Here is a 14,391-nt window from a genome sequence, read left to right as displayed (position 1 = left end):
GTGTAGCAGGACTTACAAAGGACGACCCACGCCGTTGCAGACGCTGGCGTTGTTGATGTCCAGGTTGTTGCCGGAGGAGTTGGTGATGAAGTTGGCGGTCACAGCGTTTTTCCAGTTGGTTGGAACCGGAATGAAGCCGTGGGCAGCGGTAGCAACAGCGTTGCCTGGAGTGCTGTAGTGCTGGGTCAGGAAGGCCTTCACGTCAGCGGCAACAGCGGCGTCCTTGTAGCACTGGCCGAAGATGAAGTTGGTGTAGGCCGCCATGGCATAGCCGGTCCCTGGGTTGGCTACGACCGGTACCCACTGCGCCGGGTTGGATGGAGTGGCTGGCAGAGCAGCCGATGACAGGGCAGCATTGACGTTGGCGCTGGTAGGCTGAACACCGTTGATGCGCGCCACTACGGCGTTGCTCGACGCGTTCACACCGTCCGGACCGACATAACCGATCGAACCGTTTACAGCGTTCACGGCGGTAGCGACGTCAGCCGTGTTGACCACACCTACCCAGTTGCCCGGCAGCGGAGAGCCACCCAGACGAGCGCTGGTAAAGGTAGTGTTGACGGCGAACTGGCCAGGGCACACCGAGTTCAGGTGACGAGTGAGAATTTCAGTGGTGCCGCTGGAAGCCGTGCGATAGACCACGCGGATCAGGGTCGGGTCGGTTTTGGCGTCGTTGTTGAGCAGTTCACCCCAAGTGGTCTTGGCACCGGACAAGGCGTCGCACAGTTGCGCGCTGGTCAGGTTGAGGGTGGTGTTGCCAGTCTTTTTGTAAGGGATCGCTACCGAGGTGGCAACCGATGGCAACTGAATCAGCGGGCCGTAGGAAGTACCGAAGTTGGCGGTGTAGTTGCTGAGTTCCGTAGCGTTGAGAATCGAATCGCTGGCAGCGAAGTGCACAGTGCCGGTGGTGCCGAATTGCGAAGCGGTGTTGGAGAGGAAAGCACTTTTGCCGATGCCGCTACCGGTTACGGCGTAGCTGAAGTTGGCAGGCAGGATGCTGTTGGCAGAACCTTTGTACAGAGCGGCAGGCAGTGAAGCGCCACCACCGGTTACGGCCATGGCCTGGGCGGATGCCAGAGCGGCGACGGTCAATGAGGCTGCGATCAGAGTGCGCTTGAACATGAAGAATCTCCTTTTCAACTAGGTTTGGGAACACAGGTTTTCGGGTGACTTGCATGACACTGGGAGGACTCACCGGGGCCCTCGCTAGCGTTGGCCTTGGTTAAGTCGCACTGAGAAATTCGCAGCTTCCGGTGACAGATAAAGGAAAAAACCTCGGGAGCTGAGAGCTGTTTCCGAAGGGATTTTCTCGGGTGTTTGTCGGATGCTGCGCAGCGTCTGGATCGGGGGTTTGGCGGAATCGGGCTGGAGGCGTTGGCGGGTGGTTGCAGATGACAGAAAGGAGAACCCGAGGATGGTTCTTTTGAGGGTCGGGTGATGCTGAAGTCCTGGAAAAAAGATTGGATTATTTGTTGCCCTGACTGGCCCCATCGCTGGCAAGCCAGCTCCCACAAGGAGCCATGTTGTCAATGCGATCTGCGACACAACACAAGAACCTGTGGGAGCTGGCTTGCCAGCGATGAGGCCAGGTCAGACACCCTAAAAACATCTGACACACCACTACTGGATCAACTCAGTGCTCTCAATGATCGAATGCAATTGACTTCACAACACAGAACACTGTGGGAGCGAGCCTGCTCGCGAAGGGGCCCGATCAGACACCATCAAAACCGGCTACTGGACCAGTTGGTTGATCTCAATGATCGGCAACAACACCGCCATCACAATCACCAGCACCACCCCGCCCATCACCACAATCATCAGCGGCTCCAGCAGCGCGGTCATGCCCATCGCCCGCCGCTCGATATCACGCGACAGGGTTTGCGCTGCGCGTTCGAGCATCGGTGGCAATGAACCGGTTTTCTCGCCACTGGCAATCAAATGAATCAGCACCGGTGGGAATACATTTTCCACGCGCAACGCTGCCGCCAGGTTCACACCTTCGCGTACCTTGGCCGTGGCCTCAGTGACACTCAAACTCAAGCGGTCATTGGACAAGGTCTGCCGCGCCGCTTCCAGCGCGCGTAACAACGGCACCCCGGCGCCGCCGAGAATCGCCAGGGTCGAGGCAAAACGCGCGGTGTTCAGCCCCAAGATGAAGCGCCCGAACAGCGGCAACTTCAGCACCCGATGATGCCAACTCAAACGCGCCGCCGGATTGCGCAGATACAGGCGCCAGCTCCAAAACGCACCCGCCATGATCCCTGCGCACAGCCAGCCCCAACTGCGGATGAAATCACTGGCGTTGAGCATCGCCAAGGTCAGCCCCGGCAAATCCTGCCGCGCCTGGGAAAACGCGCTGACCACCTGCGGCACCACATAACTGAGCAGGAAAATCACAATGCCGATTGACACCAGACCGACCACGCCCGGATAGATAAACGCCGTGAGAATCTTGCCACGGAGGTTGTTGCGCTCCTCGATGTAATCGGCGAGGCGTTCCATGACCTGCGCCAGATCACCGGATTCCTCACCCGCCGCAATCAGCGCGCGATAGATCTCGGGAAAATCCCGTGGCCGCGCCGCCAGCGATTCCGCCAGACGCATGCCACTGCGCACATCCGCACGAACAGCGCTGAGCGTATGGGCAATGTGCTTTTTCTCGGCCTGCTCGACCGTGGCACTCAGCGCTGCCTCCAATGGCAGACTCGCGCCCAACAGACTCGCCAGTTGCCGCGTGGCCCAGGCCAGGTCATTGTCCGAGAGCTTGGCGCTGAACAATCCACCGCCGCCGTGCTGGGCGACGTTGCTTTCCTTGTGCACCGATAACGCGGTCAACCCGCGCCCGCGTAATGTTGTGAACGCGGCAGCCTGGCTGTCCGCCTCAAGGTGCCCGGATTCGATCTTGCCGGTGGCATCGGCGGCTTCAAAACGATAGCGATTCATCAGGCGTCCCGTGTCACACGGAGGATTTCTTCAGGGGCAGTGGCGCCGCTGCGGATCCAGCGTTCACCGTCCTCACGCAGGCTGAACATCCCGGCCTTGGCCGCCGAGGCGCGCAAGGCCTGCTCCCCCGCCCCTTGGTGGATCAGGGTGCGGATGTCGTCGTCGATGCAAAACAATTCGTGGATGCCGGTACGGCCGCTGTAGCCGGTTTGATTGCACGCCGGGCAACCGACCGGGCGCCACGTTCCCGGCGCCGCCGGGTCTTCCTGTTTGCACTGATTGCATAGGCGCCGCACCAAGCGTTGCGCCAGTACGCCGAGCATCGACGAGGCCAGCAGAAACGGCTCGACGCCCATGTCGATCAAACGGTTGACCGCCGACACTGCGTCATTGGTGTGCAAGGTCGCCAGCACCAAATGTCCGGTCAGCGAGGCCTGCACGGCGATTTGCGCGGTTTCGAGATCGCGGATTTCGCCGATCATGATGATGTCCGGGTCTTGCCGCAGGATTGCTCGCAGCGCCAACGCAAAAGTCATGTCGATCTTGGCGTTGACCTGAATCTGGCTGATCCCCGGCAAGTCGTATTCCACCGGGTCTTCCACGGTGAGGATATTGCTGGTACTCGCATCGAGCCGTGCCAGTGCCGCGTAGAGGCTGGTGGTTTTGCCGCTGCCGGTTGGCCCGGTGACCAAAACGATGCCGTGGGGCTGGCGGATCAGGTGATCGAGTTTGGCCAGCACCTGCGCGTCCATGCCGAGGGTTTCCAGATGCAGGCGCCCGGCCTGTTTGTCGAGCAAGCGCATCACCACCCGTTCGCCATGGCCGGTCGGCACGGTTGAAACACGAATATCGATCGGTCGACCGGCCACGCGTAGGGCAATGCGACCGTCCTGCGGCAGGCGTTTTTCGGCGATGTCGAGCTGGGCCATGATCTTGATCCGCGACACCAGCGCACCGTGCAGAGCCTTGCGCGGAGAGACCACGTCACGCAGCGTGCCGTCGACGCGGTAGCGCACCACCGAATGGGTTTCGAACGGTTCGATATGAATGTCGCTGGCCTCGTCGCGCGCCGCTTGCGTGAGTAAGGCATTGATCATGCGAATCACCGGCGCGCCGTCCTGAGTGTCGAGCAGGTCGGTGATTTCCGGCATGTCTTGCATCAGGCGGTCGAGGTCGACTTCGTTTTCCGCCGCACCGACCACTGCCGCCGCGCTGCCCGTATCGGCATAAGCGCTGGCAAGCAAGCCATCCAGCTCATCATCGCGCACCCGCTGAATCGTGGTCGCGCCAAACTGACGCCGCGCCTCGCTGATCGACCAGCCCGGCGTCGACGGGCACACGGTCAACACGCCATCGCACAACAAAATCCGCTGCGCCTTGGCCCAGGCGTAAGGCAGCGCGCTCATCTCAAGCCCTCCCCAATCCCTGTAGGAGCTGCCGAAGGCTGCGATCTTTTGATCTTTGGACGTTTGGGTCCGTCGAAGAGCAAGATCAAAAGATCGCAGCCTTCGGCAGCTCCTACAGGTCCGTTTTCCAGATCAAGGGGCGATGGCGGAGTCATTGGATGGGCACCGCTTTGATAGTGGCGCGCGGACCCGACCCAGGTAACACCGCCGGCACACCCTGCGCCGCCGTCGGCAACTGCGGCGCTTGCATGTCTGGCATCGCCCAACTGCGCTCCGGCTGCAAACCGCCTTGGGCGCGGCGCATAAAGTCGTAGCGATTCAGAGTAATGCTGCGCCCCGCTTCGCTGTCGCGGATGATGTACGGCCGCAGAAAGACCATCAGATTGGTCTTGGTAATCGCCCGGCGCTCGTTGCGAAACAGCGCACCAATCCCCGGCAGGCTGCCCAGCCACGGCACCGAGTCATTGCTCTGGCTGTAGCCGTCCTGCAGCAAACCGCCGAGCACCATGATCTGCCCGTCATCAAGCAAGATACTGGTGTCGATCGCGCGTTTGTTGGTGACGATCCCCGCCGAATTGGCACTGGCCGAAGCCCGTTCATCAATGCTGCTGACTTCCTGATAGATATCAAGCTTGACCGTGCCGCCCTCGGAAATCTGCGGGCGCACATTGAGCTTCAAACCGACCTCTTCGCGGGTCACGGTCTGGAACGGGTTGTTGCTGGTCCCGCCACCGCCCGTGACATAACTGCCACTGACAAACGGAATGGTCTGGCCGACAAAAATACTCGCCGCTTCGTTATCCAGCGTCAGCAGATTCGGCGTCGACAACACGTTGGTGCCACCCTTACTTTTCAAGGCCCGGGCCAGCACCTTCAGGTCGAGAATCTTGCCGATGCCGGGGATGTCGACAGTGCCGTTGACGTAACCCAGGTTCAAACCCTGCGGCAGTACGTCGATGCTGGTTTTGCCGCTGACGTTGATCCCCGAGCCACCCAGATTCGCGCCACCGATCACGCCATTGCCACCGAGGTTGCCGGTCTGCCACTGCACGCCGAACTCACTGGCATCGTCCTCGCCGACTTCGACGATCAGGCTTTCGATCACCACTTGCGCGCGGCGTTGGTCGAGCAGATCAATCACCTCGCGCAGGTTGCGATACAACGGCTCCGGCGCGGAAATCAGCAAAGTGTTGGTGGTGGCGTCAGCCTGAATGGTCACGCCGCCGGCACTGAAGGCGACGTTCTGTTCGCTGTTCTGCGTACCGCCGCTGCCGGTTGCGCTGCCACTGCTGCCCTGCGCGTAACTGCCACCCGTGCTACCGCTGCTGTTGGTGGTCGAGGTGCTGCCGCTGGTTTGCGTGCCGCTCTGGCCATTCTGCCCAGCGCTGCCGCCGGTACTTGCGCCCATGGCACTGAGCACCGAGCGCGCACTGTCGCTGGTGCCGCTGTCGCTCTCACCGGTGAGCAAACCGCGCAGCGCCTGCGCCAGTTTCGCTGCTTGCGCGTTACGCAGATAAACCACATGCAGATTGCTCGGATTACTCTGCGCGTTATCCAGTTTGTAGATCAGGTTACGCGCCAGTTCCGTGCGCTCCGGGCTGCCGGCGCGAATGATGATGGTGTTGGAACGCGGGTCACCGATCACGGCGATTTTCTGCGTCGGATCATTGCCCGGTGCATCGAGCAAATCAGCCACCATCGGCGCGATGTCAGCGGCAATGCCGTTCTGGATCTGCACCACATCGGTGTCGATCGCGCTCGGCGAATCAATGCTCGCAATCAACTGCGCAACGCGGGTCAGGTTCTCAGCGTAATCGGTGATGACGATGGTGTTATTGCCCGGATAGGCATTGATCGGGTTGTTCGGCGAAACGATCGGGCGCAGCACCGGAATCAGGTTCACCGCGTTCTCGTATTGCAGGCGAAACGTGCGCGTGAGCATGCCGTTGCCCGCCGGTTTGTCGGCGCTGTAAATCGGCCCGCCAAGCAACTTCGCATCCGCCTCCGGCACCACCTGCGCCACGCCGCCAACATCGACCACACTGAAACCCTGCATGCGCAACGCCGCCAACAACATGTCGTAAGCCTGCCGCGCCGGCACCTGACCTTCCGAGACCAGCGTCAACGTGCCCTTCACCCGAGGATCGACGAGAAACTGCTGCCCGGTGGAACGCGACAACGCGCGCACCACCGCTTGAATATCGGCGTCGACAAAATTCAGCGTCACCGGTTGATCGCCCAGAGGATTACTCGGCAAGGCAATGCCCGACGCCGCCGCACCGCTGCGCGCACGCTGGGTGATGTTGTGCAATTGCTTCGGCACAGGTCGCGCCTGAGCCTGCGCGCGCTCGCGATCGAGCACCGCGTCGCCGCTGCGCTGGGTGTTGGCCAGCGGCCGGCCGAGTTCACTGTCGACCAGCAGCGGCGGCTGATTCTGCGGCGTGGTGGTGTTGCTGCACGCGCTCAACGCCATTAGCAGCATCGGCAACGCCAGACGTGCCGGTTTGGATCCTGACCCCTTCATGAAGCTTCCTTAGCGCCCAGCGCCTGATCCATGCGAACGGTGCCTGACAAAGTGCCGGCGGTGACTTCGGTCGAGGGGTTGTCTGCGCGTTGCAAACGGGCCTCGACCACTTGCAGAGAATGTTGTGCCGGGTTGCTCAACAGCCAGTCGAGCACGGCGTCGGCCGGTGCCGCGTCGAAGGTCAACTGCCAAGCGCCCGCCTTCCCGGCTTGCAACTGATAGTGCCCGGCGAGGCCGCTGGCCTGCAGAGTCTGCTCCAGCGACTGCGCCACGCTTTGCCCGGCGGGACGCACGCTGACTTCACGCAGCAATACTTCCAGCGCTTCAGTCTGAGCGCGCAGCTTTGGCGTCTCGGCTTCCCAATAAGCGATTTTCTTCAGCGGCGGCTGGATCAGCGCAACCCACAGCAGCAGGCCCACCAGCGCTACAGCCATACCGCCAACCATGCGTTTTTCGCGCAGCGCCAACGGCTGCCAACGGGCCTGCACCTGAGCGTTAAAGCGTTGCCACTTGGCGCGATAGAGCGCGAGCGAGGCCTTATTCATCTTCTTCTGCTCCGCCGTTGTCATCGCTGTCGCTTGGGCTGGCTTCAGTGGCCGGACGCAAGGTCCAGCCCTCGTCATCCGCCGTAACGCTGATACCGGCCTGGGCCAAGGTACTTTGCCACTCCTGATCATTGCCGCCGCGACGGGCTTCACTCAGCAGACTCAGTTGCAAGACGCCGTCGACAAACGTCAGCCGCTCGACACTGCCGGCCATCGACGGCATGCCGCTGCCGGCCTGCAACACCAAACGATTGAAGGTCTGCGCCGGATCATCCGCCGCGCCCTTCTGCCGCGCCGCCAATTGCTGGCGAGCCTGTTGCAACGGGTTGAGAATCACCGGCAACTCGGGAAACGCCTGCTTTACCCGCAGGTTCATCTGGGTTTTCAACTGCTGGCCCTGCCCGGCCTCGCGAGCGGCGTAAAGGTTCAAACCGATCACCCAAACCGCCACGGCCAACGCTGACAGAGCGATCGCCCTGCCCCAGCCGCGATGCTCGGTTTTTTGCTGCTGGATCGCGCCATGCAGTCCCCACCCCGGTAGCGGCCCGGTCCAGCGCTGCGTATCCGCCATCGGCAATTCGGCGCCCGGCGGCGGTTGATCACCGATCCAATGCAAAGTGACGCCCGGTTCCCACACAACACCGTCGAAACCGTCATCGAACAACGGCTGCACACGCGCCACTTGCACGCTATCGCGCAACAACAAATGCCCGTCCTGCACGCAAGCGACGGTGCCGGGCAACACCGGCAAACTGTACGGCGCCGGATAGAGACCGCGCAGGTTCAGCCCAGCGCTTTTCAGCAACTGGCCAAAGCGCAACAAGTGCTGCCGAGGCGCCCAGGCGATCTGCACCTGCCCGGCCTCGTCCCGCGCGCTGTGCGCGATGTGCATCTCACTGCTGTCGCCCAGCATCAAGGCCTGCGCCGCACACTGCACCGCCGCGACAATCTTGTTCGCAGGCAACGGCGGCAAATCGAGACTCGCCAACAGGCTGTCAGCCGGGTGCAGAAAACACACCAGCGGCGGCAGTTTCGCCTGCTTGCTCAACTGGCTCAGACTGTGGCGTTCTTCCCGCGTGACCTGACCCTGCCGATCCAGCCAGGCGCAGTGCAATTCACTGTGCAAATCCAGTTCCGCCAAGGGCGGCAACGCCACCTTCAACTGGCTCATACGCCCACCCGCGACCAGATCACCTGCGGTAAGCGGTCCTGACTGCGATGCAACAACGCCTCAAGACTGACCCGCCGCTGATCACGCCGCGCCTCACCGCGCAGGCGAAACCAGTCACTGGTAATGCCGACCTTGACGCTGGTCAGTTCCAATTGCGGCATGCGCAAGCGGTTAACAAAATCACCACGGTTGATAAACCAGCGCCCGGCATCGCGCTCGGCGATCAGCGCATTCGCGCGCTCCAGCGACAGCCCCGGCACATACGCGGCCAACACCGGCGCGGTGGCGGTGTTGCCGTTGAGCCAAGTGGTCGCGGGGATCACCGTCAGGTACGGCGCGAGTTTGCCGATCAGCGCTTCATTCACGCCGTCGACACTGCGCAGATCGTCGATACTGCGCAGCATCGGCATTGTCGGATTCTGCGGTTTGCGCGAGGCATTGGGCGAGGTCGCACGGCCGCTGTCGAAACCACTTTTCGGCGCCTCGGCAATCTGCGCATTCAGCAGTCGCGGGTAGGACGCGATCACCCGCTGACTGATGCGCTGACTCAACCCGGCACTGACCCCGATCAACTCACACAAGCGCTGAAACGCCGCCACCTGCGCCTCATCAACCCGCTCATTGGCGACCAGATTGCGCAGGTTGAACTTGCCCTGCTCATCCTCCAGTCGCCCCTCAAAACCTTGCGCGGAGAGACGTTGCGCCCACGGCTGATCGAGCCGCGTCAACGGATCGCGCTGACGTGCGTCCCAGAGCAATTGACGGCTGATCTCAAGCCCGCCCTGCACCAGCCAACGCCCCTGCACACGCTGCTGATCCGCCTCCAGCGCCCGGGTCGACACGCTCTGGCGCGTCAACATGCCCACCGCAATCACCGCCACCACGGCCGCAATCAACAACGCGCTGATAATCGCCATGCCCTGTTGCTTCGCCCCCTCAGGCGAGCGGCTGTTCATGGCCGGCCTTACAACTGCCAGGAACCGATATCGGCATTCACGCCGTCGCCGTCAGGCTGACCGTCGGCACCGAGGGAAAAGATATCGATCTCGCCATTGGCGCCAGGGTTGAGGTACTGATAAGGACGCCCCCACGGATCGTTCGGCAAGCGCTCCAGGTACGAGCGCCAATTGCTGTTCTTCGCATCCGCCGGCCGCTCCACCAACACCTTCAGCCCCTGGTTCATGCTCGGGTAAGTACCGTGATCAAGGCGATACAACTTCAACGCCTGCATCAACCCACCAATATCCTGCTTCGCCGCCGTCGCCCGCGCCTGATCCGGCCGGTCGAGCACCTTGGGCACCACCATCGCCGCCAAAATCCCCAAAATCACCACGACCACCATGATCTCGATCAGGGTAAAACCCTGCTGCCCACGCGGCGTGCGCATCGGTTGCTGGCGCGATTTGAAAGGTGCGATATCCATCTCGACATTCCCTGGCTTGATTCGATTCGACGCGCAGTGTTGCAAGAAGATATGTCAGTGATGTTGAAAATCCTCGGGTGTTTTCGTCGTCAAGCCGTCAAGGACGGGGGTTAGCGTCGAGGGCTGGGTTTTGGCTTTGGGCCGTTTATGTGTGCGCGTTCGCGGGAAGAGGGTTTCACGTTGATTGAGGTGCTGGTGGCGCTGGCGATTATTGCCGTGGCGATGTCAGCGGCTGTGCGGGTGGCGGGGTTGATGACGCAGAGTAGCGGGGTTTTAAGGGATCGGTCGGTGGCGATGATTGCGGCGCAGAGTCGGATGGCTGAGTTGCGGTTGGAAGGGAAGTTGCCGATGGGGATGAAAGCTCAGGACTGCGATCAGGGGCGGTTGTTGTTGCGCTGTGAACAGCTGATCAGCGCAGCCGAAAACGGCCGCTTACTCAAGATTGGCATTCAGGTATTTGACCGCAACCAGGATGCTCCACCGTTGGCCAGGTTGGAGACTTTAATGTCCCGAACCGAAAGCCCCTCACCCTAGCCCTCTCCCAGAGGTAGAGGGGACCGATTCGGGGATATTCGAGAGCTACACCGACTTGAACGTCTTTCATTGAATCCAAAGCTCACAAAACGAAATCGAAGATCCTTCCCCGAAGGCATCACCGCTGGAGTCTTTCACCAAAACCATAATCGCCAAAATCTTCCAGGTCGACGTACCCCGCAAGACAACTCGGTCGGCCCCCTCTCCCTCCGGGAGAGGGCTGGGGTGAGGGCCGCTTCTACTCGCAACCCCCAAACCCGACAACAGATTCGCCACGTTCTGCGCAATGGCCTGAACCAAAGCAACCAATCAATCAGACCCATCCAAATCAACCAGCCCCACCACCGGAACCTGCCACGAAGGCTTTTTCCCACTCTGACCATCAAACACCCGACGCGCCTCGCGAAAATCATCCACGTGCTGCACAACCCAAGTCCAAATCGGCGACATACGAACCAACAGCTCCATCCCCAACGCCGTCAACTCGTACTCAACATGGGGCGGCACTTGATCCAACTCCCGCCGTATCAGCAGACCATCGCGTTCCAGCGCACGCAGCGTCTTGGTCAACATGCGCTGAGTCACGCCCGTCATTTGCCGTTTGATCTCGGCATGACGCATCGTGCCGTACACACCCAGGGTATGCAGGATACCCAGTGACCAGCGGCTACCGGCGTGCGCCAGGACTTCGCGTCGCACGCCATCTTCGTCTCGTCTTAGCGTCTGGCAGATCGCTTCTGCCTGGCTAATGATTTCCTCATCGGTCATGTGTCCCCCTGGTATCACGCGTGTGCCTTCTTCTGAGCGCTGCGCAATCGTGCCAGCATCGACAAATCATACAGACGACGGATCTCAGGAAACATCATGACCGCAACGACCCACCCTTCCCCACAATCCATTCTCGTACTCGGCGCCGGCGAACTCGGACTGCCGGTGCTGCGCAACCTTGCGCGGGTAGCCAAGCGCTCGCCCGGCAGCACCATCAGCGTCCTGCTCAGGGACTCGACCATCAACACGCAAGCCCCCGAGAAAAAGCGGGAAATCGATGAACTGCGCAGCCTGGGCATCCAACTGGTCGCCGCAGACCTGGTTAACGATTCCATCGATCAACTGGCCGAAGTGTTCGCAGCATTCGACACCGTCATAGGCTGCGCCGGCATGGTCGCGGGCCGCGAAACACCGATGAAACTGGCGACAGCAGCGCTCAGGTCCGGCGTGAAGCGCTACTTCCCCTGGCAGTTTGGCGTCGATTTCGAAGTGATTGGCCGGGGCAGCCCGCAGGACTTGTTCGATGCGCAACTCGACGTGCGCGAGTTGCTCCGCGCTCAGGACAAAACCGAATGGGTGATCATCTCGACCGGCATGTTCACCAGTTTTCTGTTCGAGCCGGTCTTTGAGGTCGTCGATTTCGAGAACCACACCGTCAACGCCTTGGGCAGCCTGGAAACCAGCGTGACGCTCACGACGCCGGAGGACATCGGCAAGCTGACAGCGGACATCGTTTTCTTCGAACCGCGCTTTCGCAATGAGATCGTGTACCTGTCTGGCGACACGGTGACGTACGGGCAGGTGGCGAGCCTGCTTGAACGTGTGCTAGGGCGTCCGTTTAAGCGTAACGTCTGGACGGTTCCGTACCTGATGCACGAACTGGAAAAAGACCCCACTCACCACATCAAAAAATACCGCGCCGTATTCGCCCAAGGCAGAGGCGTGTCGTGGCCGAAAGCGGGGACGTTCAACGAACAGCAGTCGATTCAGGTCACTACCGCTGAACAGTGGGCACGGGACAACCTGGCAGTCGATTGACGCAAAGAAAGCCCTCCACTCGCAGGTACAGATACGCGCACATCGTCTCGACATTTATCGCGGCTGAAGAGCCAGCGCACTCCCACCTTGGAACACGCTCAAAGGTGGGAGCGAGCCTGCTCGCGAAGGCGCCAGAATGGACACCCGATCAATCACCAGGTGATCCCGACACCCGCATCACTCCGGCAACTGCAAATTATCCAACGCCCGATTCACCGCCAACTCCCCGAGCATGATCAACTGCGCAATCCCCGCCAGCGCATGGCGCTGCGATGCCGGCAACAGGCTGGAGACGTTCTGGGCGATGGTTTTGGCGGAAGCGAGTGTTTCACTGGCATCGACCAGCAGTTCTTCGGTTTTGTTGTCCGCCGTCACGGCGTACATCCCACGGTTTTTACGTGGAGGCGGCGTGGAACCGGGTGGACAGAGGTAATGGTCGAGCGCGCGGTCGGCGGCTTCGTGGAGTTTTTTGGAATCGATGGATTCGTAGGGAGACGTGCAGTTGGATTCGGGCGGGTTGGGTGTTGGTTTGATCATGGTAAAGCTCCTTGATGACTGGAGCCGCCACCGTTCGCGGTCAAACAAACAGGGTGGCAGCTGTACGCGGGTTGACCGACCGGACATCAAGGAATCCGGCACACCCGAAGGTGTCCCACGCACAGCCACCGCGACATGATTTCAGACAATGCCTGAACACGTGCAGAACGCTGGCGCGCCTTGATATTGGGCGGACGGTCAAATCCGATCGCTGATTCGTCAGCGACCGCACCACAATAGAACCCGCCCCCAAGGCGCACAAGCCGGCGGATTCTGGCGTAGCTGTAGGCAATGGCGCAAGGATGTGTAGCCTGGGAGAGTGTTTGGAGATGTCTTTTTAAACGCTGGTGTTTATCGAGACCTTACTGCGACACCCCCCCACTTAAACGAATCTGTCCCATTACCGGCAATTTTTCCCGCGCACAAAGCGTAAACCCAGTCAGGGCGTAAAGGCATTGCGAGCGACTCGACAGAAGCCACTTACCAGCAGTCATTCAAAGAACTTTAAGAAATGTTGAGCGCAACTTTTGCCTCAGGCATTCTGTGCGACGCAAATGTACATAGACGGTAGATTTTTGGCGGTACTGTTAAATGAAACTAAAAATATTAGCCATCAGCCTTTTATGTTGCGTCAGTTTATTTTCAAGCGCAGCAGACGTTCCTATCAAAGAGGGAATGCCATTTTCGAAAGCCCGAAAAGCTTTGATCAAAAATGGCTGGAAGCCGAATCCGTCCTACTCAGGTGAGTTCGGGGTTGAAAACGTCATCCAAAGAAAAGGCTTCAATGAAATCGAGTCTTGCACCGAGGGCGTCCGTTTCTGCAGCTTCAACTACATCAAGAACGGAGATTGTTTAGGTGTAGGAACTGTCGGCGAAGAAGTCAAAGACATGAAAGTTTATTCCTGGAACTTCAAATGCCCTGAAAAGGATTGAAACCAGAAATCGACAACAACGTGGGCGGCGCTTCCCGAAGGTCCAGGCAAGAAGAATCGCTATCCTCCGCAACCTTACGCCGAGTATCCGGACTTTTTATCGACCTACAAATCTGCGGAGGAACTGTCCAATGAAGGCCTCAACCCTCGTACTTGTCGCAGTTTATTGCATGGGTATCAGCGCAGCGTTTGCCGGTGGCTCACAGGCGTCACGCGAAAAGCACGGGCCAGCAGGCATCGTCGTTGGTGAGCGTTTAGTGGCGGCCAGGGCCAAGCTAGTCAAACAAGGCTGGAAGCCGACGCGGATGCATACCACCGATGGCTATGAATACAGTGGCGTGGAGAAGGAGTTGACTGCACGCAAGTTCTTCGAACTGGATGCCTGCTCGTTTGATAGCTCGCGTTGCATCTTGTACTACGCGAAGAAAGGAACTTGCCTACGCGTCGATACCATCGGAGAGCAATTCAATGACATGACGGTGACGCGATGGACCCGCGAATGTCCTGAAGCGACTCAATAACCACACGAAGACGGCATGGTAATAATCAACTGCTCCCACAGATGTC

Annotated in this window: 14 protein-coding genes; 4 read left to right on the top strand and 10 right to left on the bottom strand. The window is 60.0% G+C overall.

Annotated features, from left to right (window positions below; all coding sequences use genetic code 11):
- Window positions 1-12: 12 nt before the first annotated feature.
- The 8 genes from J0G10_RS13910 to gspG form a co-directional block, all read right to left on the bottom strand.
- Entirely contained in the window at window positions 13-1,122 is a 1,110-nt protein-coding gene (locus tag J0G10_RS13910) for a substrate-binding domain-containing protein (protein WP_095049840.1), read from the bottom strand.
- A gap of 612 nt (window positions 1,123-1,734) precedes the next feature.
- Entirely contained in the window at window positions 1,735-2,946 is a 1,212-nt protein-coding gene (gene gspF, locus J0G10_RS13905; protein WP_016985711.1) for a type II secretion system inner membrane protein GspF, read from the bottom strand.
- Window positions 2,946-4,352 (bottom strand): type II secretion system ATPase GspE, encoded by a 1,407-nt coding sequence (gene gspE / locus J0G10_RS13900; RefSeq protein ID WP_122605145.1) that lies wholly within the window; start codon window positions 4,350-4,352, stop codon window positions 2,946-2,948. The genes gspF and gspE overlap by 1 nt, the downstream gene beginning before the upstream one ends.
- Window positions 4,353-4,503: 151 nt before the next feature.
- Window positions 4,504-6,876: a type II secretion system secretin GspD gene (gspD, locus tag J0G10_RS13895; RefSeq protein WP_220558708.1), complete on the bottom strand. Its 2,373-nt coding sequence runs from the start codon at window positions 6,874-6,876 to the stop codon at window positions 4,504-4,506.
- The gene (gene gspM / locus J0G10_RS13890) at window positions 6,873-7,421 is read right to left on the bottom strand and encodes a type II secretion system protein GspM (protein ID WP_220558707.1); all 549 of its coding nucleotides are present in this window, start codon (window positions 7,419-7,421) and stop codon (window positions 6,873-6,875) included. Before gspM ends, gspD begins: the two co-directional genes overlap by 4 nt.
- Window positions 7,414-8,592: a type II secretion system protein GspL gene (gene gspL, locus J0G10_RS13885; protein WP_220558706.1), complete on the bottom strand. Its 1,179-nt coding sequence runs from the start codon at window positions 8,590-8,592 to the stop codon at window positions 7,414-7,416. The genes gspM and gspL overlap by 8 nt, the downstream gene beginning before the upstream one ends.
- Window positions 8,589-9,548: a type II secretion system minor pseudopilin GspK gene (gene gspK, locus J0G10_RS13880; protein WP_220558705.1), complete on the bottom strand. Its 960-nt coding sequence runs from the start codon at window positions 9,546-9,548 to the stop codon at window positions 8,589-8,591. Before gspK ends, gspL begins: the two co-directional genes overlap by 4 nt.
- An 8-nt stretch (window positions 9,549-9,556) precedes the next feature.
- The gene (gene gspG / locus J0G10_RS13875; protein ID WP_122660866.1) at window positions 9,557-10,015 is read right to left on the bottom strand and encodes a type II secretion system major pseudopilin GspG; all 459 of its coding nucleotides are present in this window, start codon (window positions 10,013-10,015) and stop codon (window positions 9,557-9,559) included.
- A 147-nt stretch (window positions 10,016-10,162) separates the two neighbouring features.
- Between gspG and gspI the strand changes: the two genes are divergently transcribed.
- A complete protein-coding gene (gene gspI, locus J0G10_RS13870; protein ID WP_220558704.1) occupies window positions 10,163-10,549 on the top strand; it encodes a type II secretion system minor pseudopilin GspI in 387 nt (128 codons plus the stop codon).
- A 309-nt stretch (window positions 10,550-10,858) separates the two neighbouring features.
- Here gspI and J0G10_RS13865 read toward each other — a convergent pair whose 3' ends face one another.
- The gene (locus J0G10_RS13865; RefSeq protein ID WP_220558703.1) at window positions 10,859-11,317 is read right to left on the bottom strand and encodes a winged helix-turn-helix transcriptional regulator; all 459 of its coding nucleotides are present in this window, start codon (window positions 11,315-11,317) and stop codon (window positions 10,859-10,861) included.
- 96 nt (window positions 11,318-11,413) lie between these two features.
- Between J0G10_RS13865 and J0G10_RS13860 the strand changes: the two genes are divergently transcribed.
- On the top strand, window positions 11,414-12,355 hold the full coding sequence (locus J0G10_RS13860) for an aromatic alcohol reductase (protein WP_220558702.1): 942 nt from the start codon (window positions 11,414-11,416) through the stop codon (window positions 12,353-12,355).
- Window positions 12,356-12,532: 177 nt separating this feature from the next.
- On the opposite strand, the gene J0G10_RS13855 is transcribed toward J0G10_RS13860, so the two are convergent.
- The gene (locus J0G10_RS13855; protein WP_220558701.1) at window positions 12,533-12,892 is read right to left on the bottom strand and encodes a DUF6124 family protein; all 360 of its coding nucleotides are present in this window, start codon (window positions 12,890-12,892) and stop codon (window positions 12,533-12,535) included.
- 591 nt (window positions 12,893-13,483) lie between these two features.
- Here J0G10_RS13855 and J0G10_RS13850 point away from each other — a divergent pair.
- On the top strand, window positions 13,484-13,825 hold the full coding sequence (locus J0G10_RS13850) for a hypothetical protein (RefSeq protein ID WP_245398046.1): 342 nt from the start codon (window positions 13,484-13,486) through the stop codon (window positions 13,823-13,825).
- Window positions 13,826-13,955: 130 nt separating this feature from the next.
- The gene (locus tag J0G10_RS13845) at window positions 13,956-14,345 is read left to right on the top strand and encodes a hypothetical protein (protein WP_220558700.1); all 390 of its coding nucleotides are present in this window, start codon (window positions 13,956-13,958) and stop codon (window positions 14,343-14,345) included.
- Window positions 14,346-14,391: the final 46 nt, after the last annotated feature.

The organism is Pseudomonas germanica (assembly GCF_019614655.1).
GTDB classification, from domain to species: domain Bacteria; phylum Pseudomonadota; class Gammaproteobacteria; order Pseudomonadales; family Pseudomonadaceae; genus Aquipseudomonas; species Aquipseudomonas neuropathica.
The sequence above is the reverse complement of the archived record's forward strand: the minus strand, read 5'-3'. Positions and strand labels throughout refer to the sequence as shown.